At 36.0% G+C, this 15779-nt stretch carries 13 protein-coding genes and 1 rRNA gene; 9 read left to right on the plus strand and 5 right to left on the minus strand.

All coding sequences use genetic code 11. The features are described from left to right. Positions 1-14: 14 nt before the first annotated feature. The 5 genes from mnmE to rpmH all read right to left on the minus strand — a co-directional run bounded on the left by mnmE (position 15) and on the right by rpmH (position 4124). Positions 15-1400 carry a tRNA uridine-5-carboxymethylaminomethyl(34) synthesis GTPase MnmE gene (mnmE, locus tag J2S06_RS14105; protein ID WP_044748983.1) on the minus strand — a complete coding sequence of 462 codons (1386 nt, stop codon included), beginning with the start codon at positions 1398-1400 and terminating at the stop codon, positions 15-17. A 473-nt stretch (positions 1401-1873) separates the two neighbouring features. Next, positions 1874-2599: an RNA-binding cell elongation regulator Jag/EloR gene (gene jag, locus J2S06_RS14110; protein ID WP_044748982.1), complete on the minus strand. Its 726-nt coding sequence runs from the start codon at positions 2597-2599 to the stop codon at positions 1874-1876. Continuing rightward, positions 2596-3375: a YidC family membrane integrase SpoIIIJ gene (spoIIIJ, locus tag J2S06_RS14115; protein WP_152642912.1), complete on the minus strand. Its 780-nt coding sequence runs from the start codon at positions 3373-3375 to the stop codon at positions 2596-2598. The genes jag and spoIIIJ overlap by 4 nt, the downstream gene beginning before the upstream one ends. Positions 3376-3489: 114 nt before the next feature. Beyond that, entirely contained in the window at positions 3490-3858 is a 369-nt protein-coding gene (gene rnpA / locus J2S06_RS14120) for a ribonuclease P protein component (RefSeq protein WP_044748980.1), read from the minus strand. A gap of 131 nt (positions 3859-3989) precedes the next feature. Next, the gene (gene rpmH, locus J2S06_RS14125; RefSeq protein ID WP_044748979.1) at positions 3990-4124 is read right to left on the minus strand and encodes a 50S ribosomal protein L34; all 135 of its coding nucleotides are present in this window, start codon (positions 4122-4124) and stop codon (positions 3990-3992) included. A 501-nt stretch (positions 4125-4625) separates the two neighbouring features. On the opposite strand from rpmH, the gene dnaA reads away from it, so the two are divergent. The 9 genes from dnaA to J2S06_RS14170 form a co-directional block, all read left to right on the plus strand. Continuing rightward, positions 4626-5978 carry a chromosomal replication initiator protein DnaA gene (dnaA, locus tag J2S06_RS14130; protein WP_044748978.1) on the plus strand — a complete coding sequence of 451 codons (1353 nt, stop codon included), beginning with the start codon at positions 4626-4628 and terminating at the stop codon, positions 5976-5978. Positions 5979-6172: 194 nt separating this feature from the next. After that, the gene (gene dnaN, locus J2S06_RS14135) at positions 6173-7309 is read left to right on the plus strand and encodes a DNA polymerase III subunit beta (RefSeq protein ID WP_044748977.1); all 1137 of its coding nucleotides are present in this window, start codon (positions 6173-6175) and stop codon (positions 7307-7309) included. Between the two features lie 114 nt (positions 7310-7423). Further along, a complete protein-coding gene (gene yaaA / locus J2S06_RS14140) occupies positions 7424-7639 on the plus strand; it encodes a S4 domain-containing protein YaaA (RefSeq protein WP_044748976.1) in 216 nt (71 codons plus the stop codon). Positions 7640-7653: 14 nt separating this feature from the next. Then, on the plus strand, positions 7654-8763 hold the full coding sequence (gene recF, locus J2S06_RS14145; RefSeq protein WP_419152700.1) for a DNA replication/repair protein RecF: 1110 nt from the start codon (positions 7654-7656) through the stop codon (positions 8761-8763). A gap of 15 nt (positions 8764-8778) precedes the next feature. Then, positions 8779-9015 carry an extracellular matrix regulator RemB gene (remB, locus tag J2S06_RS14150; RefSeq protein WP_044748974.1) on the plus strand — a complete coding sequence of 79 codons (237 nt, stop codon included), beginning with the start codon at positions 8779-8781 and terminating at the stop codon, positions 9013-9015. 67 nt (positions 9016-9082) lie between these two features. Continuing rightward, complete coding sequence (gene gyrB / locus J2S06_RS14155; RefSeq protein WP_044749008.1) at positions 9083-11008, plus strand: DNA topoisomerase (ATP-hydrolyzing) subunit B; 1926 nt, start codon at positions 9083-9085, stop codon at positions 11006-11008. 107 nt (positions 11009-11115) lie between these two features. After that, a complete protein-coding gene (gene gyrA, locus J2S06_RS14160) occupies positions 11116-13590 on the plus strand; it encodes a DNA gyrase subunit A (protein WP_419152701.1) in 2475 nt (824 codons plus the stop codon). 736 nt (positions 13591-14326) lie between these two features. Continuing rightward, positions 14327-15394, plus strand: coding sequence for an HD-GYP domain-containing protein (locus J2S06_RS14165; protein WP_419152702.1), 1068 nt, complete (start codon positions 14327-14329; stop codon positions 15392-15394). 291 nt (positions 15395-15685) lie between these two features. Next, positions 15686-15779, plus strand: a 16S ribosomal RNA gene (locus J2S06_RS14170); the annotation flags it as partial.

A 15779-nucleotide genomic window follows, 5' to 3' on the forward strand; every position in this document is an offset into this window, starting at 1 on the left:
TTCTTACCTCCTTTTTACTTCCCTAAGCAAAATTGAGAAAAAAGTTGATCTATTAAGCTTTCATGTACAGCATCACCAATGATTTCCCCTAATAGCTCCCAAGAACGAGTTAAGTCAATTTGGACAATATCAATCGGAACGCCTTGCTTAATCCCATCTAAAGCATCTTCTATCGCTTTTTTTGCTTGAGTTAATAAGGAAATATGACGTGTATTGGAAACGTACGTCAAGTCTCCTGATTGAACATTTCCCTCAAAAAATAAAGAACTAATCGCTTCCTCTAAATCATCAATCCCTTTTTCCTCTTTTAACGAAGTTGTGATAATCGGACGATCTTTGGCAAGTTTTTTCACCTGCTCTAAGTTAATTTTTTGCGGTAAGTCCGTTTTGTTGACAATGACGATATAATCCATACCTTTTACCGCTTCCAAAAGCTGCTCATCCTCTTTTGATAGTTGTTCATTATAATTTAAAACTAGAAGAATCAAATCTGCTTCTTTTAATACTTGTCTTGAGCGTTCTACCCCAATACGTTCAACAATGTCTTCTGTCTCACGAATCCCTGCTGTATCAACAAGACGGAGTGGGACACCGCGAACATTGACATATTCTTCAATGACATCACGTGTCGTACCAGGTATATCTGTGACAATGGCTTTATTTTCATGAACTAAACTATTTAACAAGGAGGATTTTCCAACGTTTGGTCGGCCAATAATCACCGTTGATAAACCTTCACGCAAAATTTTTCCTTGTTGAGAAGTTTGAAGGAGCTTCTCAATTTCTTTACGAACATATTGGGCTTTTTCCACGAGCATTTGATGGGTCATTTCTTCAACATCATCATATTCCGGATAGTCTATATTAACTTCAACATGTGCTAAAGTCTCTAATATTTCTTGACGCAGACGTTTAATAAGCTTGGATAAACGGCCTTCCATTTGGCCAAGCGCCATATTCATAGCTCGATCAGTTTTCGCACGAATTAAATCCATCACTGCTTCTGCCTGTGATAAATCGATGCGGCCATTTAAAAAAGCTCGTTTTGTAAACTCTCCCGGTTCTGCAAGGCGCGCCCCATTTGTTAGCACTAGCTGTAAGACGCGATTAACTGTCACTAACCCTCCATGACAGTTAATCTCCACTACATCTTCACGTGTAAAGGTTTTTGGTGCACGCATAACGGATACCATAACTTCTTCAACCACTTGTCCACTTTCTGGATCAATGATATTTCCATAATGAATGGTATGGGTTGGTACATCTCGTAATTTCTTTTGAGAAGGACTTTTAAAAACTTTGTCCACAATGTTAATCGCTTCATTTCCACTTAATCGAACAATGGCAATGGCTCCTTCTCCCATTGGGGTCGATATTGCCGCTATTGTATCAAAATCCATCTTTATCACCTCACTTATTGAAAAAAGTATTTATGGAAACCGCCGATTATTTTTTAATAAAGAGTAACCAAAACCTTAAGATAGCATATTGTATAAAAGTAGAAAAGAAAAAATATCCACATCAAAACATACTTAATCAATATTGTAACTTATCCACATGTTAATAACAATATACACCACCTATTACTCCCCTTTACTTATTCACACCTTTTTATGTTTTAGGCTGTTTACGTAAACTTTGTTGTTTTTCGACTGTCATCGTGACTTGAACCGAACAAAAATCGATTGTCGGACAAACGTAATTTGTCCTACCACGTGCTTTGTTCGGTTCATGGTAAAGCAACAGTCCTTTAGAAAAGAGCCATGTTTTAAAAACTTATGAGTTGGAGCTAAACGTGACTTCGAAAACTTCAATTTTTGACAAAAAAAAATCGGAAAGATTCATTACGTAAATCTTTCCGATTTTATGTTGATTATAAATCTTTTGGAGCTATAACGATATGTCGATATGGGTCTCGTCCAACTGAATACGTCTTAACACGATCATCATCTACTAAAGCGGTATGAATAATTTTCCGCTCAAATGAAGGCATTGGTTCTAATGGAATTTCCCGCTTCGTTTGAACTGCTTTTTCAGCAAGTCGAATGGCAAGCTGGGATAATGTTTCTTGACGGCGTTGCCGATAATTTTCTGCATCTAAAACGACTTGAATGTATTCTTTTGAATACCGATTTGCTACTAGCTGTGTAAGTAGCTGTAAAGAGTTTAACGTTTGTCCGCGTTTGCCGATTAAAAGAGCTAGCTTTTCACCTTCTATTTGAAAATAAACAACTTTTTTATCACGTTTGACGTTAACTCTCGCCGACACACCCATTTTTTGAATAACTTCTTCAAGGAATTTTTTCGCTTCATCTGCAGGATCTTTTTCCAATTCTTTTAGGTCAGACGTAAAATTAGTAGAATTTTCTATTAATTGAGAAACAGTTTCTTTTAATGGGTTATATTCGTCTATTTCTTCTTCCATTTTCGTTAATTTTACATGAACAATTGCCGGCTTATGGCCAAAAATACCTAAAAATCCTTTTTTCCCTTCATCAATTACACGAACTTCTACTTCATCCATCGTAGCCTTTAACTTCTCTAAAGCAGATTTCACTGCTTCATCTACAGTAGAACCAGTAGAGGTTATTTCCTTCACTTTTGCGCTCCTTTCGCCTTTTCAGAGGCTTTTCGGGTTTCAGGACCTTTAATAACAAGTGTTTGCACAATCATAAAGATACTACCAACAACCCAGTAAAGAGATAAAGCTGCTGGGAAGCTAATAGCAAATACGACAATCATAATTGGCATGAGCCATAACATCGTTTGCATTTGCGGATTAATCGCTTCTGTTCCAGACATCATGAGTTTTTGTTGTACAAATGTTAATGCACCAGCCAAAATTGGAAGTATGAAATAAGGATCTCTTTCTCCTAAATCGAACCAAAGGAAATTGTGATTTGCGATTTCTTGTGTTCTCATAATCGCATGATAAAATCCAATTAAGATCGGCATTTGAATTAATAAAGGAAAGCATCCAGCAAGCGGATTAACTCCATGTTTTTGGAAAAGAGCCATTGTTTCTTGTTGGAGCTTTTGTTGTGTTTGTTGGTCTTTTGAACTATATTTTTCACGTAGTTTTATTAGCTCTGGCTGCAAGGCTTGCATTGCCTTTGAATTTTGAGTTTGTTTAATCATTAAAGGTAAGATGGCTAAACGGATTAAAATGGTAACAATAATAATGGATAGTCCATAATCATTACCAAAAAGTTTTGCAAAATATGTAATCAACCACGAAAGCGGATAAACAATATATTGATTCCAAAATCCTTCGCTTTCTTTTGTAATCGGCTCATTGATTTCCGAACATCCAGATAATATGGAGACAATTCCAATTAACGCAAGCAGTAATAATATTCGCCTTTTCAACGACATTTCCTCCTAACAACGAAAAAATTCTTTTTAATATTCCCCCATACGATTCATTATACAAAAGTATTGTAACATCTTTTTTTATGAATCAAACATTCAAATTTTGAAATATAAAGTTTAAGACTCATTTACTTTATTCTTTTTCGATTTTAAATATATATTTGTTTTATAAAAAAGATGAAATAAGCTTTTTCGCACCTCATGATAATTCATATCTGCGGCTGGCTTCCTCGCAATAATAACATAATCCTTCCCTTTTGCTATATTTTCTTTTTCTTCTAAAAAAACTTGTCGGATTAACCGTTTAATTTTATTACGTACAACTGCTTTCCCTACTTTTTTACTAACTGAAAGACCTAAACGAAATTCTTTTTCCTCTGGCCGATCGAGAATGTAAATAACAAACTGTCGATTAGCCATCGATTTTCCATTTTTAAATACCTTTTGAAAATCTTCATTCTTTTTAATCCGATTTCTCTTTTTCATTTTCTCTCACTCCGGAAATAATGGCTTTTTAGATTTAGCCATTTTTAGAGTTCAACTTTCATTGTTTCATATTCCATGTTTATTTAAACAGCCAATTTCATGTAAAAAGACCACTGACTCTTTTCAGTGGCCTATGCTGATAATACTTTTCTTCCTTTGCGACGGCGACGTTGAAGAACTTTACGTCCGTTTTTTGTGCTCATACGGCTGCGGAAACCGTGTACTTTACTACGTTTACGTTTATTTGGTTGATATGTTCTTTTCATTCTATGACACCTCCCCGAGGAATAACTGTTAAAGACAGTCTTTCTAATTATAGTTAATAAATATTGAAATTGTCAACCTGATTCATAAATGTGCACTTGTGGATGATTATTTAACACCACCAAAATTATCCACACCTATTATCGACAAGTTTTTAACAAATCGACACCTTGTGGAAAACTATTTTTCAACATTTTTCAACTATGTGGATAAGTTTTTGAAAATCATTGCATCATAGGGGTTATTTTGATATGATATTTGTGTTTTAACCTTGAATAACTAGATTATTATACTTGCATTATCCACAAACTGTGGATAATGTGTGGAAAGATTATAAACACCCTGTGAAACTAGTTGTCCACAGTTGGTGAGTTATGTCGAAAAGTCGTTTTTCTACTATATTATATTGTTTTACACATTAAATTGTGGATTGTATATTTATTCATCTTGGTGCAACGGTCTGTACTGAGGCTGATTGGGTAAAGGAGGGACAACGAAAGACAATGGAAAATATTGCGGATTTATGGAGTCGTGCGCTCAATGAAATTGAAAAAAAATTAAGTAAGCCTAGCTTTGAAACTTGGTTAAAATCAACAAAAGCGCATGCTCTTCAAGGTGATACATTAATTATCACCGCCCCAAATGAGTTTGCAAGAGACTGGCTGGAATCACGTTATCTCCATCTCATTGCCAAAACTCTATATGAATTAACAGGGGAAGAAATTGGGGTTAAATTCATCATTCCGCAAAATCAAAATGATGAGGAATTTATGCCAAAATCCCCATTAAAAACTACTACTCCTCATAAAGGTGAGGATGCAATTGAACTCCCGCAAAATATGTTGAATCCAAAATACACATTCGACACATTTGTCATCGGTTCCGGAAATCGATTTGCGCATGCTGCGTCCTTAGCAGTTGCTGAAGCACCTGCAAAAGCATATAACCCACTATTTATTTATGGTGGAGTAGGACTAGGCAAAACCCATTTAATGCATGCTATTGGCCATTATGTATTAGATCATAATCCTTCTGCAAAAGTCGTTTATTTATCATCAGAAAAATTCACAAATGAATTTATTAATTCAATTCGTGACAACAAAGCAGTTGATTTCCGTAATAAATACCGAAACGTTGATGTTTTACTAATAGATGATATTCAATTTTTAGCTGGAAAAGAACAAACACAAGAAGAATTTTTCCATACTTTTAATACGTTACACGAAGAAAGCAAGCAAATTGTTATATCAAGCGACAGACCACCAAAAGAAATTCCAACTCTTGAAGACCGCTTAAGGTCAAGGTTTGAATGGGGATTAATTACAGATATCACACCTCCTGATCTCGAAACGAGAATTGCCATTTTACGTAAAAAAGCAAAAGCAGACGGACTCGATATTCCAAACGAAGTCATGCTTTATATCGCTAATCAAATTGATTCAAACATTCGTGAATTAGAAGGTGCCCTTATTCGTGTTGTCGCCTATTCTTCGTTAATTAACAAAGATATTAATGCTGATTTAGCAGCGGAAGCTTTAAAAGATATTATTCCTAGCTCAAAGCCAAAAGTGATTACCATCCAAGACATTCAACGGGTGGTCGGACAGCACTTTAATGTAAAGCTTGAAGATTTTAAAGCGAAAAAGAGGACAAAATCCATCGCTTTCCCAAGACAGATTGCTATGTACTTATCACGTGAAATGACAGACTCCTCCTTACCGAAAATTGGTGAAGAGTTTGGAGGCAGGGACCATACAACGGTCATTCATGCTCATGAAAAGATTTCAAAAATGCTCCAAAAAGATGAGCAATTACAGCGTCAAATTGAAGAAATAAAAGAAATGCTTAAAATGTAATGTTGAAAACTGTGAATAACTTTAAATGGTACATGCACAGTCTGTCCACATGTGGATAGACTGTGTTTCCTTTCTTTCACACAGTTATCCACATATTCACAAGCTCTACTATTACTTTTACTACTTTTATAAAATATAAAATATATGCTCCAAATTGTAGAATTATGCTCCAAAATGTCAAAAGGAGGATTATCATGAAATTTGTCATCCAAAAAGATAAGCTTGTACAAAGTGTACAAGATGTCATGAAGGCTGTTTCATCGAGAACAACAATTCCTATTCTTACGGGAATTAAAATCGTTGCAACAGAAGAAGGAATTACATTAACAGGAAGCGATTCTGATATTTCGATAGAATCTTTTATCCCTGTTGAAGAAGATGGAAAGCAATACGCTGAAATTTTTCAAACAGGCAGCATTGTCCTGCAAGCTCGATTTTTTAGTGAAATTGTAAAAAAATTACCAAAGGATCAAGTTGAAATAGAAGTAAATAATTATTCTCTAACCGTTATCCGTTCAGGTAGTGCTGAGTTTAATTTAAATGGTTTAGATGCCGAAGAATATCCGCGACTACCAGAAATTGAGGAACAAAATGTCTTTAAAATATCAACAGATTTATTGAAAGCAATGATTCGTCAAACTGTTTTTGCTGTTTCTACTTCCGAAACACGCCCCATTTTAACAGGGGTGAATTGGCGTTTAGAAAACGGCGAGCTTACTTCGATCGCGACAGACAGCCATCGATTGGCGCTTAGAAAAGCCAAAGTAGAAACTGATACAAATGACTCATATAATGTTGTCATTCCAGGTAAGAGCTTGAATGAATTAAGCAAAATTTTAGATGACAATGATGAGTTAGTTGAAATTGTTATTACGGAAAACCAAATATTATTTAAAACGAAAAATCTTCTCTTCTTCTCTCGATTATTAGATGGGAATTATCCAGATACGAGTAGACTAATACCAACAGAAAGCAAAACTGACCTTATTGTCAACACGAAGGAGTTTTTACAAGCAATTGACCGCGCCTCACTATTAGCAAGAGAAGGGCGGAATAATGTTGTGAAATTTGCTATAGTCGGAGAAAACTCTGTTGAAATATCTTCTAATTCACCTGAAATTGGAAAGGTAGTAGAAGAAATTGAGACAAAAGAAATTCAAGGAGAGGAATTAAAAATTTCATTTAGTGCCAAATATATGATGGATGCCTTGAAAGCGTTAGAAGGTCAAGAAATTCGTATCAGCTTCACAGGAGCTATGAGACCATTTTTGATTCGTATTCCTGATGATGATACAATTTTACAATTAATCTTGCCAGTTCGAACTTATTAATGGCAATCGTCAAGAAGCTACTAGTATAAAATACCACTAGTAGCTTCTTTTCTATGATGAAAACTTTTAGTAAAATAAAAAGTTAGAGACTAAAAAAGGAAAGCAGGCATGAGGATGGAAAAGGTTGTTAAAATTGAAACGGAAACCATTACGCTAGGTCAATTTTTAAAGCTTGCCGATGTGATACAAACGGGTGGAATGGCAAAGTGGTTTTTACGAGAACATGAGGTATATGTCAATGACGAGCCAGAAAATCGCCGTGGTCGTAAATTAAAAGATGGTGATGTTGTCATAATTCCTGGTATGGCAACTCTTGTTGTCAAACGATAAAGTTGGTGAACGCATTGTTTATCAAAGAATTAAAGCTGAAAAATTACCGTAATTATAATCATTTAGAAGCGGTTTTTGAAAACAAAGTAAATGTCATCATTGGAGAAAATGCCCAAGGGAAAACAAATGTCATGGAAGCGATTTATGTTCTTGCCATGGCCAAATCGCATCGAACGTCAAATGATAAAGAGCTTATCCGATGGGATGAAGAGTATGCTAAAATAGAAGGTAGAGTGGAAAAAAATAATCGTACGGTCAATTTGCAGTTAATCGTTTCGAAAAAAGGAAAAAAGGCGAAACTAAACCACATTGAACAACAAAAGTTGAGCCATTATGTTGGCCACATGAATATTATCATGTTTGCACCAGAGGATTTAAATTTAGTCAAGGGAAGCCCACAAGTCCGCAGGCGCTTTATTGATATGGAAATAGGCCAGGTTTCACCTATTTATTTACATGAACTGAGTAAATATCAAAAAATTATGCAACAACGTAACCATTATTTAAAGCAAATGCAAATGAAAAAACAAGTGAATCATCATATGCTGGACGTTTTAACTTCACAATTAAGTGAAGCGGCTGCCAAAATTGTGTTAAAACGCCTTGAATTTATAAATCAATTAGAAAAATGGGCTAAGCCTATTCATTCAGGAATTAGCAGAGGATTAGAAGAGCTAAAAATTAAGTATAAACCGTCAGTTGACGTATCAGATAGCCAAGAGTTGTCGAAAATAATAGAAGTATACTATGAGAAGTTTGCTAAAATAAAAGAGAAAGAAATGGAACGAGGAACAACGTTAGTTGGCCCTCATCGAGATGATTTAATTTTCTACGTTAATAACCGTGATGTTCAAACTTACGGTTCACAAGGACAGCAACGTACAACAGCGTTATCCATAAAATTAGCTGAAATCGATCTTATTCATGAAGAAATTGGAGAATATCCAATTTTATTGTTAGATGATGTTTTATCTGAATTGGATGATTATCGGCAATCTCATTTATTAAATACAATTCAAGGCAAGGTTCAAACATTTGTAACAACGACAAGTGTTGATGGAATAGATCATAAAACGTTAAACGAGGCTGCTCTTTTTTGCGTTCGAGCTGGACAGTTTGGCTAACAATGAGGTGGTTTGTTGTATATTCATATTGGTGTCAATCATGTGGTTCTTTCACGAGAAATCGTGATGATATTTGATTATAAAGGTACTTCATCCCCGATTATGGAGGAGTATTTAAAAAAGAATAAAAGTAAAATTGTTCAGCTGGCCAATGGTGAAACAAAGTCGATCATCATTACCGACCATACAATCTTTTTTTCACCGTTAGCTTCCAGCACATTAAAAAAACGAGCACAATATCTTTATTTATAGTTTTAATGAAAAATAATCAGCAAGCTTTGAAATTTATTGTTTAAAAGTGTAGGTGATCATAGTGGCGATGGAACAAAAACGTATTGAACAAACAACGTATGATGAAAACCAAATACAAGTGCTTGAAGGTCTGGAAGCTGTCAGAAAAAGGCCGGGAATGTATATCGGTTCCACATCTGCCAAGGGTCTTCATCATTTAGTATGGGAAATCGTGGATAATAGTATTGATGAAGCTCTTGCCGGATATTGTACGGAAATTAACGTAACGATTGAAGAAGATAACAGTATTACCGTAAAAGATAATGGACGCGGTATTCCAGTTGGTATTCATGAGAAAATGGGCCGCCCTGCTGTAGAAGTCATTATGACGGTCTTGCATGCAGGCGGTAAGTTTGGTGGCGGGGGCTACAAGGTTTCTGGGGGATTACACGGGGTCGGAGCCTCTGTTGTGAATGCCCTATCCACTGAATTAGAAGTAACCGTTCATCGTGACGGAAAAATTCATTATCAGAAATATAGACGAGGCGTGCCTTGCGATGATTTGAAAGTGATTGGTGAGTCGGAAACAACTGGTACTATTGTTCATTTTAAACCAGATCCAGAGATCTTCCAAGAGACAACCGTTTTTGATTATGACACATTAGCTAATCGCCTACGAGAACTAGCATTTTTAAATCGAGGTATTAAAATTACCATAGAAGATAAACGGGAAAAAGATAGACGTAAAAACGAATACTATTATGAGGGTGGAATTAAATCCTATGTACAGCATTTAAATCGGACGAAGGAAGTCCTTCATGATGAACCCGTTTATATCGAAGGCGAAAAAGAGGGTCTAACAGTGGAAATTGCTCTTCAATATAACGAAGGGTATACTAGTAATATTTACTCTTTTGCCAATAATATTCACACGTATGAGGGCGGTACTCATGAATCAGGTTTTAAAACAGCTCTTACACGTGTGATTAATGATTATGCAAGAAAGAATGGAATATTCAAAGAAAATGAACAAAACTTAACTGGTGAAGATGTCCGTGAAGGATTGACTGCAATTATTTCTATTAAACATCCAGACCCTCAATTTGAAGGACAAACAAAAACAAAGCTGGGAAACTCTGAAGCCCGTCAAATTACAGACTCTATTTTTTCTGAAGGCTTTGAAACCTTTTTACTTGAAAACCCTCAGGAAGCGAAAAAGATTGTTGAGAAAGGGCTAATGGCAGCAAGGGCTCGTTTAGCAGCTAAAAAAGCCCGTGAATTAACACGAAGAAAAAGTGCATTGGAAGTCTCAAATCTCCCAGGTAAATTAGCGGATTGTTCTTCTAAGGATCCTTCTATTTCCGAGCTTTATGTAGTAGAGGGGGATTCTGCAGGAGGTTCAGCAAAACAAGGCCGTGATCGCCATTTTCAAGCTATTTTACCGTTACGGGGTAAAATTATAAACGTTGAAAAAGCTCGTTTAGATAAGATTTTATCTAATAATGAAGTTAGGGCGATTATCACAGCGCTCGGTACAGGGATTGGAGAAGATTTTGATATAACAAAAGCAAGGTATCATAAAATAGTTATTATGACGGATGCAGATGTTGATGGAGCCCACATCCGTACGCTCCTTTTAACGTTTTTCTATCGCTATATGCGTGAAATAATCGAAAAAGGCTATGTTTATATTGCACAGCCGCCATTATATAAAATTCAACAAGGTAAACGAATTGAATATGCGTATAATGATCGACAGCTTGAACAAATTTTAGCAGAACTTCCACAGCAGCCAAAACCAAGTATTCAACGCTATAAAGGACTCGGGGAAATGAATCCTGAACAATTATGGGAAACAACCATGGATCCAAAAACTCGCACACTTCTTCAAGTAACATTAGAGGATGCTATAGAGGCTGATGAAACGTTCGAAATTTTAATGGGTGATAAAGTTGAGCCACGGCGCCTCTTTATTGAGGAAAACGCTCGATATGTGAAAAACTTAGATATTTAATTTAAAAAAGGGGCAGAAATTTTCTGCCTCAACCTTTTCATCTGTGTAACGATACCCTCCCCATGGAGAGAGATCGAACGAAATGATTTTTTGGGAGGTTTTACGATATGCCGGAAAATAATAAGTCCCAAATTCGTGAAGTGAATATTAGTCAAGAGATGCGATCATCCTTTTTGGATTATGCGATGAGTGTAATTGTGTCGCGTGCCTTGCCGGATGTTCGTGATGGACTAAAGCCCGTTCATAGAAGAATTTTGTATGCAATGCATGATCTAGGTATGACGCCTGACAAGCCTTATAAAAAATCGGCACGTATAGTCGGTGAAGTCATTGGTAAGTATCATCCCCACGGTGACGCAGCTGTCTATGACACAATGGTACGTATGGCGCAAGATTTCAACTATCGCTATATGCTTGTAGATGGTCATGGAAACTTCGGATCAGTAGATGGGGATGCAGCTGCCGCCATGCGTTATACTGAGGCAAGAATGTCTAAAATTTCAATGGAGCTTTTACGCGACATTAATAAAGATACGATTGACTATCAAGACAACTATGATGGTTCAGAAAAAGAACCAGTTGTCCTCCCATCGCGCTTCCCGAACTTACTTGTTAATGGTGCAGCAGGTATCGCTGTTGGAATGGCAACCAATATTCCCCCTCATCAGCTCGGGGAAGTTATCGATGGTGTGCTTGCCTTAAGTAAGGATCCAGATATAACGGTAGCGCAGTTAATGGAAATTATCCCAGGCCCTGATTTCCCAACAGCTGGACAAATTATTGGGAAAGGTGGAATACGCAAAGCCTATGAGACTGGTCGAGGAACGATAACCGTACGTGCGAAAGTAGAAATTGAAGAAACATCAAACGGTAAACAATCCATTATTGTAACTGAGCTACCTTACCAAGTCAATAAGGCCAAGCTCATTGAAAAAATTGCTGACCTTGTACGTGAAAAAAAGATTGAAGGTATTTCTGATTTACGTGATGAATCAGACCGCAATGGAATGAGAATCGTTATTGAAGTCCGAAAAGATGCAAATGCGAATGTACTTTTAAACAATTTGTATAAACAAACGGCATTACAAACAACGTTTGGAATAAACATGCTCGCATTAGTCAATGGAGAGCCGAAGGTATTAAATTTAAAACAAACATTAATGCACTATTTAGATCACCAAAAGGTAGTGATTCGTCGTCGTACGGAATATGAATTAAAGAAGGCTGAGGCCCGTGCCCATATTTTAGAGGGTTTAAGAATAGCTTTAGACCATTTAGATGAGGTTATTAATTTAATTCGGAATTCACGGACAACAGATATTGCTCGGCAAGGATTAATGGAACAATTTTCTTTAACTGAAAAGCAAGCACAAGCCATTTTAGATATGAGACTCCAACGTTTAACGGGTCTAGAACGTGAAAAAATTGAAGAGGAATACAAAGAGCTTGTAAAGCTCATCAGTGATTTAAAAGCAATTTTAGCAAGTGAAGAAAAAGTATTAGAGATCATTCGCAAAGAGCTGCTTGAAATAAAAGAGAAATTTAATGATGAAAGACGGACAGAAATCATTGTAACAGGTATTGAAGCAATTGAAGATGAAGATCTCATTCCAAAAGAAAATATTGTCATTACGCTCACACATAACGGATATATTAAGCGGCTGCCAGTTTCCACGTATCGCAGTCAAAAACGTGGTGGCCGTGGAATCCAAGGGATGGGGACGAATGAAGATGATTTCGTTGAGCATCTTATTACGACTAGTACCCATAATACGATATTATTCTTTACAAATAAAGGAAAAGTATATCGTGCAAAAGGGTATGAAATTCCAGAATATGGACGTACAGCAAAAGGAATCCCAATTATTAACTTATTAGAAATTGATCGTGATGAATGGGTAAATGCCATAATCCCAGTGTCGGAATTTGTCGACAACTGGTTTTTATTCTTTACTACAAAAGATGGAATTTGTAAACGATCCCCATTATCACAATTTGCCCATATACGTACGAGCGGTTTAATTGCCTTAACTTTACGTGAAGGAGACGAACTGATTTCAGCCCGTTTAACAGACGGAAGTAAGGATATTATTATTGGAACGAAGAAAGGAATGCTTATTCGTTTTCCGGAAACGGATGTTCGTACAATGGGGCGTACAGCTACAGGAGTAAAAGGAATTAGCCTTGAAGATGATGATCAAGTCGTAGGAATGGAAGTATTAGAAAAAAATGTTGATGTATTAATTGTTACACAAAATGGTTATGGAAAAAGAACACACGAGAGCGAATACCGCATTCAAAGCCGTGGTGGAAAAGGGTTAAAAACATGTAATATTACAGAAAAGAATGGTGAGGTTGTTGCGGTTAAAGCCGTAACGGGTGAAGAAGATTTAATGATCGTGACAGCAGCAGGTGTGATTATTCGCATGGATGTCAATGATATTTCGACTATGGGAAGAAACACAGTAGGAGTTAAGCTAATTAAGTTAGAAGAAAATGAGCATGTTTCAACCGTTGCTTTAGTTGATAAGGAAGATCAGAATGATGAAGAATCAGAATGTGAACAAGATGTAGAAGAGTAAATGATAGAGGGGGTCCAAAGGTGTCTAACCTCACACGTAGTTTCACAATATTTTGCAAATTGATTTCATTTGACGTCCTATATATTGTGCTGAGGATTTTAACACTTGACTTTTGGGATCGCCCCTTTTTAATTTTGGCTCTTTTCTAAAAGATTGTTGTTTTACTATACGATAGATTTTCGACTGTCAGGCAAGCGATACGCTTGCTATGTCACGCTAAAGCGTGACGTGAAGCGAACAGTTGTACAAAAATCCAATACCGTTTCATTACTTGACGTTCGCGAACACGGAATCCATAGCTTCAGGGGGAGATGAAGTCCAAAAAGAAGCAAATGTAGATGATGAATGTCCGTCATGAGGCTTTTGAAGGACATAAATAAGATAGAAAGCATAAGAAGTGTCCTTCATTGGATTAATGAAGGACATAATGAAGATAGAAAACATAAGAAAGGTCCTTCATAGGACTAATAAAGGACATAAATATGATAGGAAACAAGAGAAATGACAAAACGTTATGAAAAATAGTGGATTCCTTGATGAGGTGCTAATCTATTCATGAGACATGAACATCCTTGTAGGTAGTTGGTAGCGCATCTATTCTAACCAAGGAGTTGGATTCCTGTCTCCTTTTTTGTTTGGATGTAAATATATGTTAGGGAATTTGCTCATCTACATTAAAATGATATAAAAAAGCCCATCTATTCTTTTATTTTCATTTTTAGTTAGGAGGAGAACTGTGAGAGTTAAAGTTGACTTGTTACGGGAAGGTTGTGTTCTTTCTGAAGATGTTTACTCCCTTACAAATAAGCCGATTGTAAGGAAAAATACGGTTCTTGAAAGCAAGCATATTCATGCATTGAAAGCTTTTTTAATCAAAGAAGTTGATATTAAACGTGAAACGAAATCTGGGAAAGATATCCTCAATCAGGACATAAACGAAGAATTTATCGAAGAAGAGAATTTATTAATTGAAGACTTATATCTAGATGCTGTAAAAAAATATAAAAAAATGTTTTTGTCATGGCAAGCAGGGGCACCAGTTAACATGTCATTAGTTCGTGAACTTGTACTTCCATTAGTAGAAAAAGCGCTTGATGATCCATTAAAAATTATGGGTATTTATAAAAAATGTGATAGTGAACAATATTTTTATTTTCAGTCCCTTGCAGTTTCCTTACTTAGTGCTGTCATTGCGAAGGAATTAAAATATTCACAAGGTGATATTAATCAAGTTGCATTGGCCGGTTTTTTAAGTGATTGCGGCATGTCTAAAATTAATTCTTCAATCATATTTAAAAAAGAGATGTTAACAGAACAAGAGTTCAAGGAAATTAAGCAACATCCTATATACAGCTATAAAATGTTAAAGGAACTTCCATCTTTAACAGAAGCAACCAAATTAAGTTTATTACAGCATCATGAAAAATTGGATGGAAGCGGTTATCCATTAGGATTCAAAGGGGAGCAATTACATCCATTTGGGAAAATAATAGCAGTGGCTAACATATATCAAGCGATGATTTCTCCAAGACCTTATCGGCCGCGCTTATCACCTTTTTATACATTAGAAGTGATTGAAAAAGATGAATTTGGAAAATTAGATTTAACCATAATCAAAGTGTTAAAAAAATTATTTAGAAATTATATGAATGGCCGAAGAGTTGGCTTATCAGATGGAACAGTTGGTAAAATTGTATTTATTGATGAGAAATCTGTTATAAATCCACTAGTGAGTTTACATAATACTTCGGAAGTTATTAAGATTTCAAAGAATGGGCCTTTAAAAATTGAAGAAGTTTTTTAGAAAAAAATTAATTTTTCCACCAAAATGACTTGATTCATGAAAAAAATCTGAAATACTCAAAAAGTCAGTTGCAAATGGAATAAAAAAGCTTGACAAAGGAAAAGCAGCATGATAAATTTAAAAAGTCGCTATTTTGATGAAAAATAAGTTTGTTTCATTTTTACGATCTTTGAAAATTAAACAAAACGAAGCGTTCCGTTAATTCTTTTTAATGAGCAAGGAACATCGACTAAAGACGTCACATCTTGTGACAACGTTGATGTCAGCACTTCCATGTGCAAGTTCAATCTTTTTTCGGAGAGTTTGATCCTGGCTCAGGACGAACGCTGGCGGCGTGCCTAATACATGCAAGTCGAGCGGACGGAAGGAGAGCTTGCTCTCCTGA

It is taken from the genome of Bacillus alveayuensis (assembly GCA_030812955.1).
GTDB classification, from domain to species: domain Bacteria; phylum Bacillota; class Bacilli; order Bacillales; family Aeribacillaceae; genus Bacillus_CB; species Bacillus_CB alveayuensis.